Consider the following 19,177-nt stretch of genomic DNA (forward strand, 5'->3'; position numbering starts at 1 on the left):
GGTGCTCTTGATCACCCACAAGCTTCGGGAGATCAAGGCCATGGCGGATCGCTGCACCATCATCCGCAGAGGCAGGTGGATCGATACGGTGGAGGTGGCCGCCGTGTCGGAGGGTGATCTGGCGGAGAAGATGGTGGGGCGTCCCGTGAGCTTCTCGGTGGCCAAGGGACCGTTCCGGCCCGGGGAGGTCGTCCTTGCCGTGAAGGATCTTCGGGTGCGGTGCAACCGGGGACTTTTGCGCCTGAAAGGGCTCTCTCTGGAGGTGCGGGCCGGGGAGATCCTCGGGCTCGCCGGTGTGGACGGCAACGGCCAGAGCGAGCTGGTGGAGGCCCTGACGGGACTGCGGCGCGTCGAGTCGGGAGGCGTGTTCTTCCGGGGGGAGGAGATCACGAACTGTTCTCCCCGGGAGGTTCTGGACAGGGGGATCGCTACGATTCCCGAGGACCGGCAGCGCCGGGGGCTCGTGGCGGACTTCTCCGTGGCGGAAAATCTGGTGCTCGAACGGGTGCGCCGGGAACCTTTCTCGAAGCGGGGCGTTCTGGACCGAAAGGCCATTCGCGCCTTTGCGGAGGAGTTGATCCGGCGCTTTGACGTACGGCCTCCTGCGGCGGAGCACCCGGCGAAAGCGCTCTCCGGGGGGAACCAGCAGAAGGTGATCATCGCCCGGGAAGTGTCGTCCGATCCGGAGCTGCTCATCGCCGCCCAGCCGACCCGGGGGCTCGACGTGGGAGCCATCGAATACGTGCACCGCGTGCTTGCGGCGCAACGGGACCGGGGAAAGGCGGTGCTTTTGGTCTCTCTGGAGCTGGAGGAGATCCTCGCTCTGGCGGACCGCATCGCCGTGATCTGCGGAGGGTGCATCACGGGAGTGTTGGACCGGAACGAGACGGAGGAGAGCACCCTGGGGCTCCTCATGGCGGGCGGGAGGAATGCGGATGTGCGTGCGCCCTGACTCCTCCCTGTGTGGCCTGAGAGGTTCGGCGGTGCGAGAGTGTGTTTCGGGGACTCCGCCTTTGTGGTGCCCGTCGCGTCTACCGGCAGTTTTTGACGGCGAAGTGGAGCGGCGTGGCATGCTCGTGCGAGGGGAGGTGCGGTGCGCATGGTGACTTCTCCGGGAAAGGAGCGCCGCCGGGCGTCGCCGCTCGTAGTGACGCTCCTCTCGGTGGCGATGGGATTCGTCGTGGGAGGGCTCTTTCTCGCCGCAGCGGGGTACGATCCCTTCCGGGCCTTTTCGGTGATCTTCCGGGGCATCTTTTCGAGGCCGAGTTACATGGCCTATACGGTCATCTACGCGACGCCGCTGATTCTCACAGGGCTTTCTGTAGCTTTTGCCTTCCGCACGGGGCTCTTCAACATCGGCGCGGAGGGACAGTTCATCCTCGGCGCCCTGGCGGCGGCCCTGACGGGGGCCTTTGTGGAGCTGCCGCCGGTGGTGCACGCCGTCGCCGCCGCCGGGGCCGGAATGATCGCGGCGGCGCTCTGGGGCGCCCTCGCGGGGTTCCTCAAGGCCCGCTGGGGCGTGAACGAGGTCATCGGCACGATCATGCTCAACTGGATCGCCCTCTACGGCAACAACTTTGTGGTCACGCGCCCGGGAATCACCCGTGCCGCCGCCACCGCCACGGAGTTCGTCCGGGACTCGGCGCGCATCGAAATTCTCGGCGTCTGGGAGACCAGCGAGGCGGGGCTCGCCTGGCGGGCGGAGAATCCTCTCTGGAGCGACGTGCTCCGCACGCCCTTCAACGCGGGCATTTTTCTGGCCCTCGGGCTGGCTTTCCTGTGCTGGTGGATTCTGAACCGGACGGCCCTCGGCTACGAGCTGCGCGCCGTGGGGTTTAATGCGTCTTGCGCGGAGTACGGCGGGATCGACGTGAAGCGGAACGTCGTCCGTTCCATGGCGATTTCGGGAGCCCTCGCGGGGGCCGCCGGGGCGTTTCACGTCCTGGGGTGGACGAGGCAGGCGGCGGAACTCGCCGCCATGGAGGGCTTCGGCTTCGACGGCATCGCCGTGGCACTCATCGGCAACAACACGCCTCTGGGATGCGTTCTCAGCGGATTTCTCTTCGGGGCTCTTAAGTACGGCGGCTCGAAACTGCAATTTGCTCTTCGGGCTCCGACGGAAGTGGTGAACATCGTTATGGGGGCCATCGTCTTCTTCGTGGCCATGCCGCGATGCATTCCTCTCCTCGCGGAACGATGGAGGCGGAGGAAAGGCGACGAAGGAGGGAGCGCTTCCGGCGGCCAGGAAACGAAACGGAAAAGAGACACGGAAGAAGCGCTCGCGGAAGCGACGACAGAAGCGGAGACGGCGAGCGCCGGAGAGAAGGAGAGAGGGCATGTTTCTTGAGAGCGTCGCCTTCATTCTGGGAACGACCCTCATGTACGCCACGCCGCTTCTTTACGCGGCGCTCGGGGGTACCGTCTCGGAAAACGCGGGGGTGGTGAACATCGGCCTGGAGGGGATGATGACCTTCGGCGCCTTCGTGGGAGCCGCGGTGGGCTATTTCCTGCAGGACGCGTGGCTGGGCTTCTTCGCCGCGGGGGCCGCGGGAGGACTTCTGGCCCTGCTTCACGCCGTGGCCTGTGTGACCTTCAAGGCGAACCAGGTGGTCTCGGGCATTGCTCTGAACTTTCTCGGCCCCGGCATCTCCCTGTTCTGCGCGCGGCTTCTCTTCGACGGGGCCACTCAGACACTTGCCCTTCCGCTGGACGCCAAGATCTCACGCCCGCTGAACGGCGTTTTTCCCCAGAACGGTTTCTGGGACATGGTCCTCAATCAGTACGCCACGGTCTACGTGGGATTTTTCCTGGTGGGAGTTCTCTGGTTCGTGCTCTATCGTACTCGTCTGGGTCTGCGACTCCGCGCCGTGGGAGAGCACCCGAGGGCGGCGGACACCCTGGGCATCGACGTGGATCGTCTCAAGTACCTCGCGGTGGTCGTCGGTGGCGTGCTGGCCGGGTTCGGTGGGGCCGCCATGAGCGTCGCCGTGGTGTCCCGCTTCAGCGCCACCCTCATCTGCGGACAGGGATTCATCGCATTGGCGGCGATGATCTTCGGCAAGTGGAAGCCCCAGGGAGCGGCGGCGGCGTGCCTGCTCTTCGGCGCGGCCCAGGGACTGGTGGTCTTCATGGGGCGGGCGGACATGCAGCGTCTGCTGCCTGTTCCCTCCCAGCTCCTGGCAATGATCCCCTTCATCCTCACCCTTGCGATCCTCGTGGGGTTCGTGGGAAAAGCGGTGCCCCCCGCCGCGGACGGCGTTCCCTACGAGAAGGACGCCGCCTGACGCGGGGGCGGGGAGCCGGTTCGTTCAGCGCTCTCCCCGGGGTTCCGAGAGACGGCGGTCGATCTCCCGGATCAATTCCTCCCGGGTGGGGACGAGATTGTCGAAGACGATCTCGTTGTTCATGAGCAGTGTGGGGAGGGTGGAGACCCCCAACTTCTGGGTGCGGCGGATTCCCGCGAGGCTCTTGATGAGGGTCTCTCTCCAGACGAGCCGCTTTCCGTAGTGTTCTTCCACGCTCCGCACGGCCTCGCACATGTACTGGCAGGGGGCGCACCCCTCGGAGTCGAGGGTGACGATCTCGATGAAGACTCTTCCGGGGACGATCTCCACCGGCTGCAACTCCTCTCCGCTCTCATCCGCGGCGGCCAGGGCCTGTTCGAGGGAGATGAACCCCGCCGTTTCCTGGGGGAGTTCGCCGAAGCGGACGAACCGCCCCACAGCCTCCAGGTTGTACAGGGGCGTGTGGAAGGGAAGGTCGCAGCCGGGGGAGAGGATGTAGCCTTCCTTGCCGCCGATGTCGAGTCGCGCCGCCGCATCCCGGGCGCATTCGAGAGGGGAGCCGAAGAGCAGCGTCGTGGTGAGGGGCATGTTTCCCTCGAAGCTGACGCGGTGCTTCTTCGCCAGATCCCGCACCAGCGCCAGGTCCACCTGTTCATCGAAGGCGACGGAATGGGGACCGCACTGCATCATGAGTTCGATATTCTTCGTTGCGTCGCCGCAGCAGAAGAGCGAGGCGATGCCGCCCTTCTCCCGGATGACGGCGATGACCGGCTCCAGGCAGGGGGCGACGAACTTTCGGAAGTGGCGGGGGGAGATCTGGCTCGTCATGGGGTCCACGATGGCCACCACGGGCGATCCCGTTTCGAGATACCACGTGGCGAGACGGGCGGCGGTGTCGCTGCAGAAGCGGAGGATCTCCTGGGCGTAGTCGGGTTTTTCGATGAGGTCCGTGAGAAAGGATTGCCCCGCCAGATGGAGCGCCAGCGTGAAGGGGCCGCAGAGAAGGGAGAAGACCGCGAGTTGGTCTCCGACGGTGCGCACAAGCTCCCGGGTCGCCTCCAGACACAGAGGAATACGCCCCTGGTCCTTCGTGAGGGAGGGCAGGTCCGCCAGCGCCTTTCCCTCCTCCAGCACGTGAGAGGCCACGGCGGGAGGATTGTTCGGGGACCACTTGAGGCGACATCCCAGGACCTCCGCCTCCACCTGGAGGTCGAAGACGGCGCAGACGCCGTCCGCGAGGGTCCGCTCCGCCGCGAGGGTCACCCCCCGCACGATGGAGGAGGGGTCTTGAAGATAGGTCGCTGCGTCCTGTTCGAGGAGCCGGGCCGAGTGGACCCCCGTGAAGGGGACCCAGGGGGTGCGCTCTACCGTTTCGAAGTGCAAAGCCCGCAACACGAGTTCTTTCCCTGTGGTCATCATGGCTTCTCCTTTCCTTTCCCCTTTCGGGGACTTTCTGTACCCAGTGGACCTTCCTCCGCTCTCCCCGGCGCGGCGGGCTCTTCCGCCACGTCCTCCACCTGGCGCCAAAGGCAGGTTTCGTAGCGTGCGCATCCCGTGCAGAGCGTGGCGGGATGCTTTTTGCCTTCGAAGTCCCCCACGCCGAGGAGGAATGACCCCGACATGAGAGGGCGGAGCATGGCTCCCTCGGTGATGGTGATGCCCAGGCGGTCGCCTCCCGCGAGGCGGAGCAGTGCCTCTTGCCCCTCCACGGACCATCCCGGCGCCGAGCCGGGGAGCAGGGTTGGGGAAAGGGAGCGCCCCTCTCCGGCGGCGCAGTCCCGGGCGAGGCGCCGCAGCGCGGCGGAGGCCCTTTCCAGGGCGAGCACTCCCGCGGCGTCGAGAAAGTAGGCCCGGAGGAGATCCCCCTCGGCCTCGAAGGCGGCGAGCCGTCTCTCCAGTTCCGGGCCGATGGTGGTGACAGCGGCGAAGACGTAGGCCGCTCCCTCCAGGTAGGTGGCGCTTTCCCCGAGGAAGAGGGAGAGGCGGGGTGTTCCGTCGCCGTCCGCATCTCCTTCCGCCTGTTCCGGCATGGAGGATCCCCCGCCTTTGGGAGGAACGGCATCGCCCTCGTCGTCGCGGGGGTCCGCAAGGGGGCGCGCACAGAGCGTCACCGTCCCCGTCTCGGGGATCGCGCTTTCCAGGGCGTAGCGCTCCCAGGCAACGGCGGGGGCGGCGCAGGCGAGGGCGAGGACGCGCATCTCCTCCGCGAGCGGGCGGAACTTCTCCTGTCGCTCCGGAGAGAACCGTCGGGTTTCTCCGGAGGAAAAAGCGTCCCCGGAGGCGGGCGCGTCGCTCCGGGGGGTGCGCGCACCCCCGGCGATGCGGAGAATGGCCTCGGCCGTGAAGGTCAGAGGGATGTGGCGCAGGACCGGCATGAAAACGCCTCCTTTCCCGAAAAAGGGTGAGGATGTCTCAGAAAAAGCGAGAAGGCCACAGACCGTCGTTACGGCACCGCAGTGAAATTCAGGCCAGGGCGAGAAAGCGCACGAAGGTCTCCTGGAAGCGGGGATGTCCCCCCAGGTCCACGTGGTGCGTCGCTGCGGCGAGGCGGCACGCCTCCTCCCAAAGAGGGTCTTCGCCGAGGAGAACCAGGCGGCATCCCTCTCCCGCGCCGCCGCCGAGGGGCGTGATGCGCCCCGCCGTCTCGGGGGGAAGGAGTCCCGTGGCGACCAGGGATGCGGGCCTCAGGGAGCTGCCGAAGGCCCCTGCGGCGACGCACTCCTCCAGGTCGCTCCATGTGCCCCCCGCTTCCTCCAGGAGCAGCTCCGCTCCGGCCCGAACCGCGCCCTTGGCGAGCTGGAACTCCCGGATGTCCTTCTGGGTGAGCCGCACTTCCTTGGCCAGTTCGATGCCCCGGTTGTTTCCCCCTGTGTCCCCGAAGAGAAGAGGGCGAAACCGGAGGGGGGCCTCCCCGGGAGAGACGAGACGTCCGTCCGGCGCGACCAGGTTCCACGAGCGGAGCACTGCCAGGGCGTCGAGCAGCCCCGAGCCGCAGAGTCCCGCGGGTGCCCCGCCGCCCGCGACGGTGCAGCGCCATCCCTCTTCGGCGCGTTCCACCCCGATGACGGCTCCCTCCGTGGCGGGCATGCCGCAGGAGATGTTGCCCCCCTCGAAGGCCGGTCCCGCCGCGGTGGAGCAGGCGAGGAGGCGTTCCTCCCACTGGAGGACGATCTCCCCGTTCGTGCCGAGGTCCAGGAGGAGTCGCCGTCTTTTCGGGGGCAGGAGCGTTCGGGCCGCAAGGAGCAGGCCCGTCGTGTCGCCCCCCACGAAGCCGCCGACGAGGGGCAGAAAGCGCACGGACGCCCCGCCGAAGGCGTGGAGTCCGAGGGACGCCCCGGGCAGCTCGGGGGAGATTCTTTCCGCCGGAAGAAAGGGAAGGCGCGAGAGAAAGACCGGTCGGTAGCCGTAGAGCAGGGAGTGCATGGCGGAATTGCCGCAGCAGACGATCTCGCTCACCGCGGAGGGAGAAATTCCCGCGTCCCGGGCGGCTTGGAGCAGGAGGGTCTCCAGCGTTTCCGCGGCGAGGCGCTGCAGCCGGAAGAGAGGGGTGCCTTTTTCGGTGTCGTCCGGGTCGTGCGCCGTCGCGGCGGCGATGCGGGCGATGACGTCACCGCCGAAGCGGCTCTGGAGATTTCTTCCGGACCGGGTGGCCAGAAGCGCCCCGTCCCGAAGGCGGAAGAGGCGGCACGCCACCGTGGTGGTCCCCAGATCGCAGGCGGCACCGCAGAGTTCCTCCCCGCCGGAGGTGAGCCAGGTCCGTCCCCGGCGGCGATGGACCGAGGCGGCGAGGTCCTTTCCGGGTGTCCAGGCCCGCAGAGCGTTCTGGAGCGTTCGATGTCGCTCCCTTTCGGAAAGGCGAAAGCCTGTATCGGCCAAGGCGCGGAAAAGTGTCGCGGAGACGTCCTCCGCCTGTTCCGCCTCTTCCCATGCGACGGTGAGCGGAGCGGTGGTGCACGCCGCGAGGAGACCTTCCGGAAGGGGAAGAAGATCCAGGGAGTTTTTGTTCCGCTCCGCGATGGCGGTGCGCAGACGAGCGGGATGTCCGGAAAGGTGCCCGGTGCTTTCCTCCGCGTGGAGAAAGACCGTGCAGTCCCCCTCCATCACGGTACGACAGGCGAGCCGGAGTTCGCTCGTGTCGTCTGAAGAGCCCGGGGGCTTGGTGTCGCCGAGGGCGTGTGTGACCGGAGGGGTTGGGTATGCGGCGGTTTCGCCGGGGGTGTGCGCGATCCGGGGGGCCGGGGAGGGCGTCTCGCCGGAACAGGCCTTTCCGCCGGAGGAGGATGCGACAATGGCGGGGATGCCGGAGGCCTCTCCGAGAGACGCGGCGGAAGCGGTCTCCAGGGGCGAAAGGACGCCCGCTGCGCGGACCCGGCATTTGCCGCACCGCCCCTGGCCGCCGCAGGGCATTTCAAGGGGAAAGCCCGCCTCGGCGAGGGCATCTCCGAGGAGTTGCGGTACGGACACCTCCGCGACGAAGCGTTCCCCGTCCAGGCGGATCTCCAGGCGGGCGCGTTCCGCCCCTTCACGCCGTCCGGTCTTTTCGCCCGCAGGTTTCGCGTTTTCAGAGTGCATGATCCGTCACCTCCAGGCCGACGTCGGCGAAGAGTCGGGGAATTTCCCGATGGTCCCTCCGGCGGCGGATGAAGACGGCGCAGTTTCGCTCCCCCAGTCCCGGAGGCAGGGGGCCGTCGTAGGGTTTCACGCTCCAGGAGCTTCCGGTCTGATCGTAGTGGAGAAAGTGCCCTGCCGGGTCCCGGAGGAACCCCTTTCCCCGCACCAAGTCGGCGGGCAGGGCCCGGAGAAGCCGCTCGAAACGTCGCGGGAGCTTTCCGGATTCCTCGGGGAGCGGCGTTTTCTGTTCTGCCTCCGGCGCGTCGCTTCCGGAGTGCTCTTTTTCGAAGAGGTCCTTCCCGGAGCGGAGAACTCCCTTCGGTTCGGCGGCGTCGTTGTCGCCGCTGTTGTCGCTACCGTCGCTTTTCCAGTACACGGTTTGGGAGAAGAGTTCCGAGGGGCCGAGGGAGCCCTCCGGGTCCTGGAGAATGCGGTCGAGAAGGATTTCGAGTTCCTCCTCCGAGGGGAGGGGAGGCAGCGTGTCGTCGCCCTCTCCGCCGTTTTCCGGCCCGCCCCGGCAGGGCAAGCTCGCTCCGGTGGCGTGTGGAGCGTCGCCGGAGGCGGGGAAGATGTCGTTCCAGGAAACGCGGTGGCAGCCGGGCGTCACCGCGGCGAAGCTGGTGAAGCACAGCGCCGCCGCGGGATTGAGCTCCCGAAGGAGTCGTCCCAGGCGCTCCCGTTCGTTCGGAGCGAGGAGGTCACACTTGTTGACCAGCAGAAGATGTGCGGCAAGGACCTGCTTGCTCACCAGGGGGAACAGGTCCAGCGTCTCCTCGAAGCGCGGGGCGTCCACGACGCAGATGTTCCGTACAAGCCGGTAGAGAGGGGAGAGGAGCGGCCGGGCGAAGTCCCGCTCCAGGTCGGTGGGGTCCGCGACACCACTGGCCTCGACCAGGAGAAGGGCCGGTGCGCTGTGCCGCACGTCCGTGAGCAGCGTGCGCAAGAAATCTCCCTTGGCGCAGTAGCAGAAGATGGACCCCCGGTTGATCTCCCAGAGGGGAAGCTGTGCTCTTCCCTCCCGGAGCAGAGGCCCGTCGATGCTCACCTTGCCGAATTCGTTGATGAGCACACCGCAGCGCAGAGGCCCCCCCTTTTCGGTTTCTCCGGGGAGGGTCTCAAGGAGGTGCCGCAGCACCGTGGTCTTGCCGCTGCCGAGAAATCCCGTGAGGAGAACGACGCTGCATGGTGCGGACATGGCCATTCCTCCCGCATGTTCCGTACGGTTTCCGCCGGGCCGATCCTGCGCGGCGGGACGACGGGAACGCGGCGGCGCCTCCGGACCGCGTTCCCGAAACGGCGTTTCCGAACACCATCATCATAACGCCAAAGGGGCTTTTTTTTGTGCACTCTGAAAACCGCCTCCAGTTTTTTCCCCGGCGGTTTTTTCGGAGATGATTCCGGCGGGGCCGCCGGAATGCGCCTAGCGCGGCAGCAGGGGTTTTGCCAGCACTCCCGCGAGCGAGGAAGATGCCACTCGGCGCCGGATCTCCTCCGGGTCCGTGCTGTACAGACCCAGGCGCCGCATGCGCTCGAAGTAGACCGAGCCGGAGAAGGTGAATTTCGTCCGCCGGCCCTCCTCTGTCTCCATCATGGCCGTTACGGATTCGATGTAGTCCCCTACGGCGAGGGAGGTGGGAAACGTGAGGAGCGGCATGTTCAGGGCTCTGCGGACGCTGTTGTGTCCCGCCAGTTCTCCCGTCACCACCGCCTCGGTGTGTCCCACCATGGCGCCTCCGCGCTCCCCCGCGCAGAAGAGATTGTCCACCTGTCCCCGGGCCTGCATGGTGACGGTACAGCGGGCGAAGCCGAAGTAGCGCATGGAGTTACCCTGTCCGCCCGCGATGGGGTCCTCGAAACGGGCGTTTTCGAACCCTGGGATTGTCCGGAGCAGATCGAGGGGGTAGTAGGGGCTCATGAGCTTGGCGGGACCGGTGTCGAGCAGGACCACGTTCTCCGCGAATTCCTTCAGTGCGTACTGCTGGCATGCCTTGAGAGAGAGCTTCTTCTCGCCTGTGCTCGGAGAGACGGGAATGGGAACGATGCAGACGCCCCGTTCCTCCAGCTCTTTCCGGATCTCCGGAGCGAGGGAGTCCTTCATGAGTTTGCAGGAACCGCTCATCGCGCCGGGTGTGCCGTCTTCCCGGCAACCGTCCCACTCCTCCACGCCGGCCTTGGTGGTGAGGCTCACCCGAGGGAGGAAGGTATGACACCGCAGGATGCACATGGCGCAGCCGCTGCCGTAGCGGTTGCAGTTGGCGGGCGTGGCGGAGGTTCCCGTGGCGTCCACGAAGGCATCCCCTTCGATGGCTTCGCCGCTCCGCAGAAGCACGGCGGCGATATGTCGCCGGGGGGCGGCGCTCCCGTCTCCGGTGGTGTCGCCGGAGGCTTCCTCCATGCGGATGTCCGACACGGAGGCGCGGCAGCGCACGTTCACGCCGGCTTTCTCCAGCGCTCTCCGGATTTCCGGTTCCATGCGGTACACGTCGTAGAGGCTCGCGTGGGCGTGTCCGGGGAACGCCACGTTCGTGTGGCGTGCGCAGGCGTCCATGAGGAGGAAGACGTCGCTCCCCAGGACGGTCATCTCCTCCGCGGCGGTGAAGCGTCCGTTGTTGCGGAAGATCCCCCCCACCAGACCCGTTCCGAGAAGCATGTCCGTGCGCTCGCAGAGGGTTACCTCAGCTCCCGCTCTCGCTGCGGCAAAGGCGGCGGCACAGCCGCCCCAGCCTCCACCGACGACGACGATGCGACGTGTTTTCATGATGTGCGAATCCCCTTTCGTGGAGTGTTGTGTCCCTCCCGCGTCGGCCGGGCCGTTTGGGGCTGCGGACGTTGCCGTACCGATTCGTCTTTTCGGGTGGCGTTGGCGAGGAACTCACTCATCAATTTTGATTTGTGTAGATCTTCGTATAAAACGCAAATCTTGTCAAATTTGAGGAGTGACGGATAAAATGGATCAAGGTAAACTGCGGAAAATGTCCGAAAAAACATGTTCTCCTTTTCCTGCGGGCGTACCTGCGGGGAAAGGCTCCGGGCCCGAGGCGGCGTCGACGCCGGGGCCGGAGGAAGCCTGCCCGGGAGAGGAGGCGAGGGTCGTGAGAGGTCTGGAAAGAAATTCTCTCCGGGAACTCGGTCTTTCCGTGGTCGCCGCGTACCGACGTCCCATCGGCGCGGCGGCTTTCGCGGATCGCCTTGCCGCAGAGGGGGTGTCCATGAGTCCCGCCTCGGCGGGGCGTCTTCTGGCCGAACTGGAGAAAGATGGCTTTCTGGAACAGGAGAGCAACAAGGGGCGCGTTCTTTCCGAGCGTGGGAGGCTCCTGGTGCAGGAGCGTCAGCAACAGGAGGGGCGCGAGGTGGCGGCGAGGCGCTTTCTGGACGAGCTTTCCTGCGATGCGCCGGAGAAGATCATCGAGGTGCTCGTGGCGAGGCGTGCCATCGAGCGGGAGACCTGCCGCCTCGCGGCGGAGCGGGCGAAGGAGCAGGAGATGGAGGAGATCGCCACCTTCGCGGCCATCCTCGACACGTCGCAGCACGTGTCGAGAGAACATGTGGCGGTGGTGGACCGGAAATTCCACCAGGCCATCGCGCGGGCCGGAGGAAATCGTGTGCTCGCCGCGGCGCTGGACCTGATCTTCCGCGACAGGGATCTCCTCGCCATGACCATGTCCTTTCGGAAACGGCGGGGTGCATTGCCCCCGGAGAACGGCCATCGGGCCATCGCCGAGGCCATTGCCCGCCGCGACCCGGATGAGGCGGAGAAGGCGCTGCTGCGCCACCTCGGCTACATCATCGGCGAGGTGGAGGCCCTGGCGGCGGAAAGAGACGACGGTGACCGAAGTGGCTTTTCGGAGGACGAGGGCCACGCCGGGAATAATGCCCGAGAAAATTCGACCGGTTCGCACTCTTGACAAAGAAGAAGCTCTTTCGTAAAGTGAGTATCATCATCATCATTGATGAGTGTCGTTGTGGTTTGCACAACTCTTTCTGAGGAGTGGCAGGGGGCATCGCATGCAGCCCGGTGAGTTCAAACAGGAGATCATGCGCATCAACAATGCGGTGAACCAGGAGATGTTCGGCCTGGGGTTCCGGTGGCAGAAGGTCCATGTCATCGACGACAAGGTGCTCGTGCTGGCGAACAACCAGAGGGTGAAAGCGCTGGCCACGCTCTCCGCCAAGGATCGCGGGGCGACGAAGCTCATCGACAACGCGCTGCTCGACGAGTACAAGAGCCGTATCCGTTCCGCCGTGGAAAAGGATCTCAAGATCCGCGTCACCGCCGTTCTAAAGGACTACGATCCGGATCTCGAACTGGCGTGCATGCTCATCGTCTTTGCGGAGCCCGTTCTGGATATGATCGTGTCGTTGTAAGGGACAGCAGGCAGAGGGAGATCCGACTGAGGATAGCCTGAAGACCGCTGGCCCGCCGCCGGGGGGAAACCCCTCCGGCAGCGGTCCTGCGGTCTTTTTTTGTCTGCCGAAATCGAGGAGGTGTTTTATTGTGGAGCGGTGCAGAGTCGTGCGGGATGTCCTCGACGCGCTTCAGGTCATCACGGGGGGCCGTCTCGTGCGCGGTGCGGAGGACCTGTCCGGAAACAACCATTTCGTGGTGACCAAGACGTCGGACATTCCAGGCAAGGCGGTGACGGAGCTGCCCGGTCTGATCTGGGGAAGCCCGGACCGGCCGGTGCGAAGGGTGGCGGTGCTCATGACGCTCACGGAGAACGCCATCGAGCTGGCTGCCGCCACGAACGCGGACTGTCTCGTGGCGCACCATCCCGTCGCGGACGGCGCCAACGCGGGGGGCGTGACCATCCGGAACTATTTCGACCTCTACGGCCTTTCCCTCATCGAGGTGCACGAGGCCTTTCACGGGCTGCATCCGGGGATTCCCTGGCTCCACGGGCATCGCCCCTTCCGGGTGGAGATCGCCTACGGCGGCGTGCCGGGCAATGTGCTTTTCGTGGGGGATCCACTGCCGGAGGTGCGGACTCTCGGCGACGTGGTGCAGCGCCTGGACCATCTCATGGGGGTGAATCTCTACTGCGAGCTTGCCGACTACGAACGAACCCTCCGGCACTGCGCCGACATGGGTGACTTCTGTTCCTGCGCGAAAGGGCAGATTCTTCTCGGAACTCCCGAGACGCCCCTCGGAACAGTGCTCCACTTTTTCCCCCACACGGGATTTTCGCCGGAACACCTCCGGAAGGCCCGGGAGGAACATCCCGAGGTCAACACGGTGATCGCCTCCATCAGCCGGATTCTTCCCGGAAGCCCCCTGCTTGTTGCGGCGAGGGAGCTGGGGCTGAACGTGGTGTGCGGCAACACCCACGCCATGGAGATCTACGAAAACGGACTTCCCCTGGCGGTGGCGCTGCAGGATCTGCTCCCCGACCTGGACATCCGCATCTTCCGGGAGCGGACCACCAGCATTCCCGTGTCCGGGTTCGGATCGGAGGAAATGCGGCGTTACGGAGAGCGCATGGCCCGGGAGCATCTGGAAAGACGGAACGTCGCGCCGGGGCGCTGACGTGCCGGCGGCAGGCGGGGATGGGCGGAATGTCTCTCTGCGAGGGAACGGGTTCGGGGGGTGAGAGGAAGAGCGTGCGACACGTCGGAGGCGGAGCGGAAGAGAGACGCTGGAAAGATGGCGAAAGCTTCGGGGACATTCCGGCACCGCCGCTTCGGCGGACGGAGAAGGGGTGCTTCGCGGAGAGGACGCAGCGCGGAAGGAAAGGAGTATGACCGACATGCAGGAGGAGATCCGAAGCAAGAAAAGCCTGGGCGGCATCGAGATGCTGGGGCTCGCCCTCGTGGGCATCTCCCTGGTGCTTTTGGTGGTCAACCCCAAGAGCATTGCGGGGCTCTTCAACGCCATGGTGGACAAGACCATGCCCATCGTGGTGAAAGTCTACCTCACGGGAAGCGTGGGGACGGCAATTCTCTGCAGCGTCATGATGGGACGCATCCTCGAACGCTGCGGCTTCACCGACGCACTCATGCATATTTTCGTTCCCCTGGCAAAGGTTCTCGGCGTCAACGGCGCGGTGATCATTCCCTCGGTGTACAACATACTGGGCGACATCAACGCGGCGGGACGCATCGCCGGACCCATCCTCGTCAAGGCCGGCGCGACGAAGGACGAGCAGAAGATCGCCATCGCCACCATGGTTCAATCTCAACAGTCTTTTTCCACGTTCATGTTCGGGCTCGTCGCGCTCACGGCCGTGGGCGTCAAGGCTTATCTCGTGGTGCTCATCGCGGTCTTCGCTCCTCTCGTGGTGGTCCCCTGGCTCCTGCGGCTCACCCTCTGGCGGAACACCAAATCCGTTCCCTTCGACGACCTGCCCCGGTTCACCCCCACGACGGATCCTCTGCAGACCATCTTCGGCGCGGCGAAGGAGGGGGCATCGCTGCTCTTCCTCCTCATCATTCCCGCGGCGGCGGCGGTTTTTGCGCTCATCGGCGCCCTCGATTTCGTGGGAGCCTGGGCGTACATCGAAAAGGGGCTCACGGCGATGCTCACCTTCCTCAACATCGACCCCGCAACGGGGACCGTGGCTCTTCTCGCATCGCCCACGCTGGCCATGGCCCAGCTCAAGGACGTGGCGGCCACGCTCCCTCCGAATCTCGTCATCGGCTCCTTCGTGCTGAGCGCCTCGGGTTTCCCCTTCTCGGTCATCTTCGGCCAGATTCCCACCATCTGGTCCGAGTGCACGGACCTCTCCGAGAAAGAGGCCATGGGGGCCGCCGTCCTCGGTGCCGTCATGCGCGTCATCACCGCGGGGGTTGTGGCGTCGCTGCTCACACCGCTGTTGGTGTAAGGCCGGAGACCTCGTTTCTCCGGCCTCTCCAGCGCACTCCGGTCTTTTCGGGGTGCGCTGGAGCGCTTTGGGGCGTTCGTCGAATGACGGGGCGCGGGACTTTTGCGGCGATCCACGTTTTTACGTCTCCGTTTTTCCCCAAGGGCACCGGGAGAAACGGACTCGCCGCGCTGGAAGCTTCTCTTTTACGTCCGGATTGGTTCATCGGAAGATGGAGATAATTCCTCCTTTCCGCTGCCATGAGTCCGGGAAACGTGGTCTTTACGGGGCATTTCCACTTTTTCTCCCGCTGTGAACATTTTTCGAGAAGCTTGTTCAGGGGTTCCTATAGTCTGACTTTTCCGACTTTTGAAAATCTATATCGCCCCCTTGCGACATCCCGAAATCCCTGCTAGAATGCCTCGCGTAGTGCGGCGCCGTCGCTGCGGAGGCGTTCCGCACAGGGGGAATGGTGGGGAATCGTCTAATTGGCAGGACACCTGACTCTGGATCAGGCAGTCGTGGTTCGAGTCCACGTTCCCCAGCCAGCACGGCAAACGGTCCCTTCGTCTAGAGGCCTAGGACGCCGGGTTCTCAGCCCGGTAACAGGGGTTCGAATCCCCTAGGGACTGCCAAATTTTCCTTGCTGCGAACCGAGAAACCGTTTCAGAAACGAGATAAGCCGGATTAGCTGTGATCGTCACAGACTTGTCCGGCTTTATTCGTATCTGGAAGTCAGGGCGCTTCAGGAACCGGCACAGCGCTTCCGGTTCCGATTCCCGCACGAGTCCTTGAATGAACTCCGCCGCCTCTTCCCTGTCCTTCTGAAGAAGCCCTTCTTGGCGTTGTCCACCATTCCCCGAAGAACGAGTTTGGACAACACTCGGGAATACCGTTCGTCCATGAGCTCGAAAATGCCCCCGATGAAGAGATCATCCTCGTTCCCGCCGTCGCGGTGTTTCGGCGGAGAAATACGGACCGGACGGTTGCGGGCTTTTTGGAAGAGGCTTCTGTGGTACAATCACTTCGTCGGGACACAATGTGGAGAGGGTGACCTGGGGTCACCCTCCCCTTTTGGTGTGTCCGAGTCGACCTTCGGGGGCATCCCGCGTTACGGGCGGTACCCAGCACGGAAGAGAAAACGACGAGGAACGATCGGGGCGGCGCAGGGCTTCTTTGCCGGAGCCGCATCGCCCTTCGGAGTGTAGAGAAACGGACGGAAGCGGTGTTTTTTCGAGAACCGCAGGACGAACACACCGGGAATACAGGAGGGTCTATGGGCAATGCACGCACGAGGCGGCGACGGCCTCGAAGAAAATCCGCCGCGGGAGAGGAACTGCGCTATTTTGCTCTGGGGGGTCTCGGGGAGATCGGCAAGAACATGCATGTCCTGGAGTACGGGGAGGATCTGCTCGTCATCGATGCGGGACTCAAGTTCCCCGACGAGGAGATGCTGGGCATCGATTTCGTGATTCCCGATATCACGTATCTGGAGAACAACAAGCACCGCATTCGGGGGCTCATTCTCACCCACGGCCACGAAGACCACATCGGGGCGCTTCCCTTTGTGCTTCCCAAGCTGGGATGTCCCGTGTACGGGACGAAACTGACCCTGGGCATGGTGGAGCACAAGCTGGAGGAGGCACTGCCCGCTTTCGACGCGGATCTTCGTGAGGTGAGGGCCGAGGATGAACTCTCGCTGGGGTGTTTCACCGTGCGTTTCATCTCCGTGTGTCATTCCATTCCCGACGGTGTGGGACTCGCGGTGGAGACGCCCCTGGGAACGGTGGTGCACACGGGGGATTTCAAACTGGACCCCACCCCCATCGACGGAAGGCTCACCGACTACAACGCCTTCACGGAACTGGGCAAAAAGGGTGTACTCCTCCTGCTCTCGGACTCGACGAACGTGGAACGCGCCGGATTCACACCGTCGGAGCGGGTCGTGGGGAAGACGCTGGACAATATCTTCCGGCTCCACAAGACGCGGCGGATCATCATGGCCTCCTTCGCGAGCAACCTGCACCGGGTGCAGCAGTCAATCGACACGGCGATCCGCTTCAACAGGCGCATCGCACTGTTGGGGCGGAGCATGATCAACAACGTGGAGCTGGCCCGGAAGCTGGGATACATCACGGCTCCGGACGAGGTGTTCCTGCCGCTCCAGGAGGTGGACAGCCATCCCGCGAACCGTGTGGCGGTGCTCACCACGGGAAGCCAGGGTGAGCCCTTCTCGGGCCTGGTGCTCATGAGCAAGGGGGAACACCGTTTTCTCAACCTGGGCGCGAAGGATCTCGTGGTGGTGAACGCCACGCCCATTCCAGGCAACGAAAAGCTGGTGAGCAGCACCATCAACCGTCTTTTCGCCTGCGGCTGCGAGGTGATCTACGAACAGGACAAGGAAGTCCATGTCTCGGGACATGCTGCACGGGAGGAGCTGAAGCTCGTGCTCAGCATGGTGCGTCCCAAGTACTTCGTTCCCGTGCACGGCGAGTTCCGGCACCAGGTGCGTCACGCCCAGCTCGCGGAGGAGATGGGCGTTCTCGGAAAGAACGTGTTCGTCCTCCATGTGGGGGATGTGCTCCGTATCGCTCCGGACAAGGCCCAGGTCCGGGACTCCGTTCCCTCCGGGTCGATTCTTGTGGACGGCATAGCGCTGGGGGAGATGGAGGGAAGTCTCCTCAAGGAGCGCCGTGAACTTGCTGAGGAAGGAGTTCTCGCGGTCTCCCTGGTGGTGGATCGGGCCTTTCGGGTCAAGGCCGGCCCCACCGTGGAGAGCCAGGGATGCGTCCATTTCCGGGATGCCCGGGAACTGTACCGGCAGATCGAGGGGGCGGTGCTCGCCGCGACGGAGGCCGCGGCGAAGAAGAAGGAGCGCTCTCTCGAAGACGTCGCCCAGGGCATTAGATCTCGCGTTCGGGGCGTCATGAAGGGCTATGCCCGCTCCGCACCGGTGGTGGTTCCTCTCGTGACCGTTCTGGAGGAATAGGCGTGCCCGCCGTGCGCGCCCGCGCCCGGGCGCGCACGTAGAGGTTTTTCAGATCTGGAGGGAATTCCGTGACGACGGCAGGCTGGTTCCAGATTCTCGGAGGAGTGGGGCTTTTTCTCTTCGGCATCAAGCTCATGGGGGAATCTCTTCAGGATCTTGCGGGAGACCGGTTGAGGCGTCTCATCGCCTCGCTGACGAGTACGCCCGTCCGGGGGGTCATCGTGGGGACCCTCGTGACGGTGCTCATTCAGAGCAGCAGCGGCACCACGGTGATGACCGTGAGCTTCGTCCACGCGGGGCTTATGACGCTCAAGCAGGCCGTGGGAGTCATCATGGGGGCCAACATCGGCACCACGGTGACCGCCCAGCTCATCGCCTTCAAGATCAAGGACTTCGCGCTCCCCATCGTGGGAATCGGCATGATCCTCGCGGTTTTCGGACGCACCAAGCATCAGCGCTACGCGGGGAACGGCATGGTGGGGTTCGGCCTGCTCTTTCTGGGCATGCAGAACATGGAGGCGGCCATGTCCTTTCTCCGGGACAGGAAAGATTTTTTCCTCGCCTTCAGCCACCACCCCGTTCTGGGAGTCCTCGCGGGAACGCTTCTCACGATGGTTGTCCAATCCAGTTCGGCCACGGTGGGATTGACCATCGCCATGACCTCCCAGGGATTGCTCTCCCTGGATGCGGCGATTCCCATTCTGCTGGGGGACAACATCGGGACCACCATCACCGCCGTCCTTGCCTCTCTGGGGTCCAAACGGGCGGCCAAACAGGCTGCGGCGGCCCATGTGCTGTTCAATCTCATCGGCGTGACGATCTTTCTCGTGTTCCTGACACCCTTCAAACACCTGGTTCTTCTCACTTCCGCCGATCCGAGTCGGGAGATCGCCAACGCCCATACCCTCTTCAATTCCCTCAACACCTGTCTCTTTCTTCCCTTCGTCTCGCCCTTCGTACGCCTCGTGCAGCGCCTCATTCCCGGGGACGACAGCGTTCTCGACATGGGGCCCCGTTATCTGGACCCCAAACTCATCGACGCATCGCCCGCGGCGGCGGTGGACGCAGTGCGCAAGGAGCTGGTCCGCATGGGGCATCTCGCCAAGGAGATGCTCATGAACGTGCGGCGGGCCTTCCTGGAGGACAACGTTCAGATGGTCCAGGAGGTGTACCAGACGGAGAAGGTCGTGAACGAACTGAACCGCGAGATCGCCCGCTATGCCGCAGGCGTCTGGCGGACTCTTCCGGAGGATCTGTCCATGCTGCTTTCCTCTTACGTGAACGGTGTGGGAGACGTGGAGCGCGTGGGAGATCACGCGGAGAATCTCATCGAACTCTACGAGTACAAGATCGAGCACGGCGTCAAGTTCTCCGAAATGGGAATCCAGGAGTTCCAGGAGATGATCGACACGGCGATCCGTGCCTTCGAGGCGAGTCTCGAAGCCATCGCCGACGAGGACCCGCGCCTTGCCAAGGCGGCCCAGGCCCTGGAGCCC

General features: G+C 64.6%; 14 protein-coding genes and 2 tRNA genes. 11 read left to right on the top strand and 5 right to left on the bottom strand.

What is annotated here, in order from left to right; genetic code table 11:
* From Q1K49_RS12960 to Q1K49_RS12970, 3 genes are all read left to right on the top strand, one after another.
* On the top strand, positions 1–952 hold a 952-nt coding region (locus Q1K49_RS12960; RefSeq protein ID WP_300526424.1), incomplete at its 5' end, for an ATP-binding cassette domain-containing protein.
* 147 nt (positions 953–1,099) lie between these two features.
* Entirely contained in the window at positions 1,100–2,347 is a 1,248-nt protein-coding gene (locus Q1K49_RS12965) for an ABC transporter permease (protein WP_300526425.1), read from the top strand.
* Positions 2,337–3,284 (top strand): ABC transporter permease, encoded by a 948-nt coding sequence (locus Q1K49_RS12970; RefSeq protein ID WP_300526426.1) that lies wholly within the window; start codon positions 2,337–2,339, stop codon positions 3,282–3,284. Before Q1K49_RS12965 ends, Q1K49_RS12970 begins: the two co-directional genes overlap by 11 nt.
* Positions 3,285–3,308: 24 nt before the next feature.
* Here Q1K49_RS12970 and Q1K49_RS12975 read toward each other — a convergent pair whose 3' ends face one another.
* The 5 genes from Q1K49_RS12975 to Q1K49_RS12995 all read right to left on the bottom strand — a co-directional run bounded on the left by Q1K49_RS12975 (position 3,309) and on the right by Q1K49_RS12995 (position 10,653).
* Positions 3,309–4,703 carry a uroporphyrinogen decarboxylase family protein gene (locus Q1K49_RS12975; RefSeq protein WP_300526427.1) on the bottom strand — a complete coding sequence of 465 codons (1,395 nt, stop codon included), beginning with the start codon at positions 4,701–4,703 and terminating at the stop codon, positions 3,309–3,311.
* Entirely contained in the window at positions 4,700–5,659 is a 960-nt protein-coding gene (locus Q1K49_RS12980; protein WP_300526428.1) for a hypothetical protein, read from the bottom strand. Before Q1K49_RS12980 ends, Q1K49_RS12975 begins: the two co-directional genes overlap by 4 nt.
* Positions 5,660–5,747: 88 nt before the next feature.
* Positions 5,748–7,856, bottom strand: coding sequence for an ASKHA domain-containing protein (locus tag Q1K49_RS12985; RefSeq protein ID WP_300526429.1), 2,109 nt, complete (start codon positions 7,854–7,856; stop codon positions 5,748–5,750).
* Positions 7,846–9,090 (bottom strand): GTP-binding protein, encoded by a 1,245-nt coding sequence (locus Q1K49_RS12990; protein ID WP_300526430.1) that lies wholly within the window; start codon positions 9,088–9,090, stop codon positions 7,846–7,848. Before Q1K49_RS12990 ends, Q1K49_RS12985 begins: the two co-directional genes overlap by 11 nt.
* A 225-nt stretch (positions 9,091–9,315) precedes the next feature.
* Entirely contained in the window at positions 9,316–10,653 is a 1,338-nt protein-coding gene (locus Q1K49_RS12995; protein ID WP_300526431.1) for an FAD-dependent oxidoreductase, read from the bottom strand.
* A gap of 334 nt (positions 10,654–10,987) precedes the next feature.
* On the opposite strand from Q1K49_RS12995, the gene Q1K49_RS13000 reads away from it, so the two are divergent.
* From Q1K49_RS13000 to Q1K49_RS13035, 8 genes are all read left to right on the top strand, one after another.
* Positions 10,988–11,800, top strand: coding sequence for an FCD domain-containing protein (locus tag Q1K49_RS13000; protein WP_300526432.1), 813 nt, complete (start codon positions 10,988–10,990; stop codon positions 11,798–11,800).
* A 100-nt stretch (positions 11,801–11,900) separates the two neighbouring features.
* Positions 11,901–12,260: a Na-translocating system protein MpsC family protein gene (locus Q1K49_RS13005; protein WP_300526433.1), complete on the top strand. Its 360-nt coding sequence runs from the start codon at positions 11,901–11,903 to the stop codon at positions 12,258–12,260.
* A gap of 130 nt (positions 12,261–12,390) precedes the next feature.
* Positions 12,391–13,419, top strand: coding sequence for a Nif3-like dinuclear metal center hexameric protein (locus Q1K49_RS13010; protein ID WP_300526434.1), 1,029 nt, complete (start codon positions 12,391–12,393; stop codon positions 13,417–13,419).
* A 211-nt stretch (positions 13,420–13,630) separates the two neighbouring features.
* Positions 13,631–14,713 (top strand): hypothetical protein, encoded by a 1,083-nt coding sequence (locus Q1K49_RS13015; protein WP_300526435.1) that lies wholly within the window; start codon positions 13,631–13,633, stop codon positions 14,711–14,713.
* A 452-nt stretch (positions 14,714–15,165) separates the two neighbouring features.
* A tRNA-Gln gene (locus Q1K49_RS13020) sits at positions 15,166–15,240 on the top strand.
* Between the two features lie 11 nt (positions 15,241–15,251).
* A tRNA-Glu gene (locus tag Q1K49_RS13025) sits at positions 15,252–15,327 on the top strand.
* 641 nt (positions 15,328–15,968) lie between these two features.
* Entirely contained in the window at positions 15,969–17,681 is a 1,713-nt protein-coding gene (locus tag Q1K49_RS13030) for a ribonuclease J (protein WP_300526436.1), read from the top strand.
* Positions 17,682–17,749: 68 nt separating this feature from the next.
* Positions 17,750–19,177 (top strand): Na/Pi cotransporter family protein (locus Q1K49_RS13035; RefSeq protein WP_300526437.1); only part of this gene is annotated, 1,428 nt, incomplete at its 3' end.

It is taken from the genome of Aminiphilus sp. (genome assembly GCF_029975095.1).
In the GTDB taxonomy this organism is placed as follows: domain Bacteria; phylum Synergistota; class Synergistia; order Synergistales; family Aminiphilaceae; genus Aminiphilus.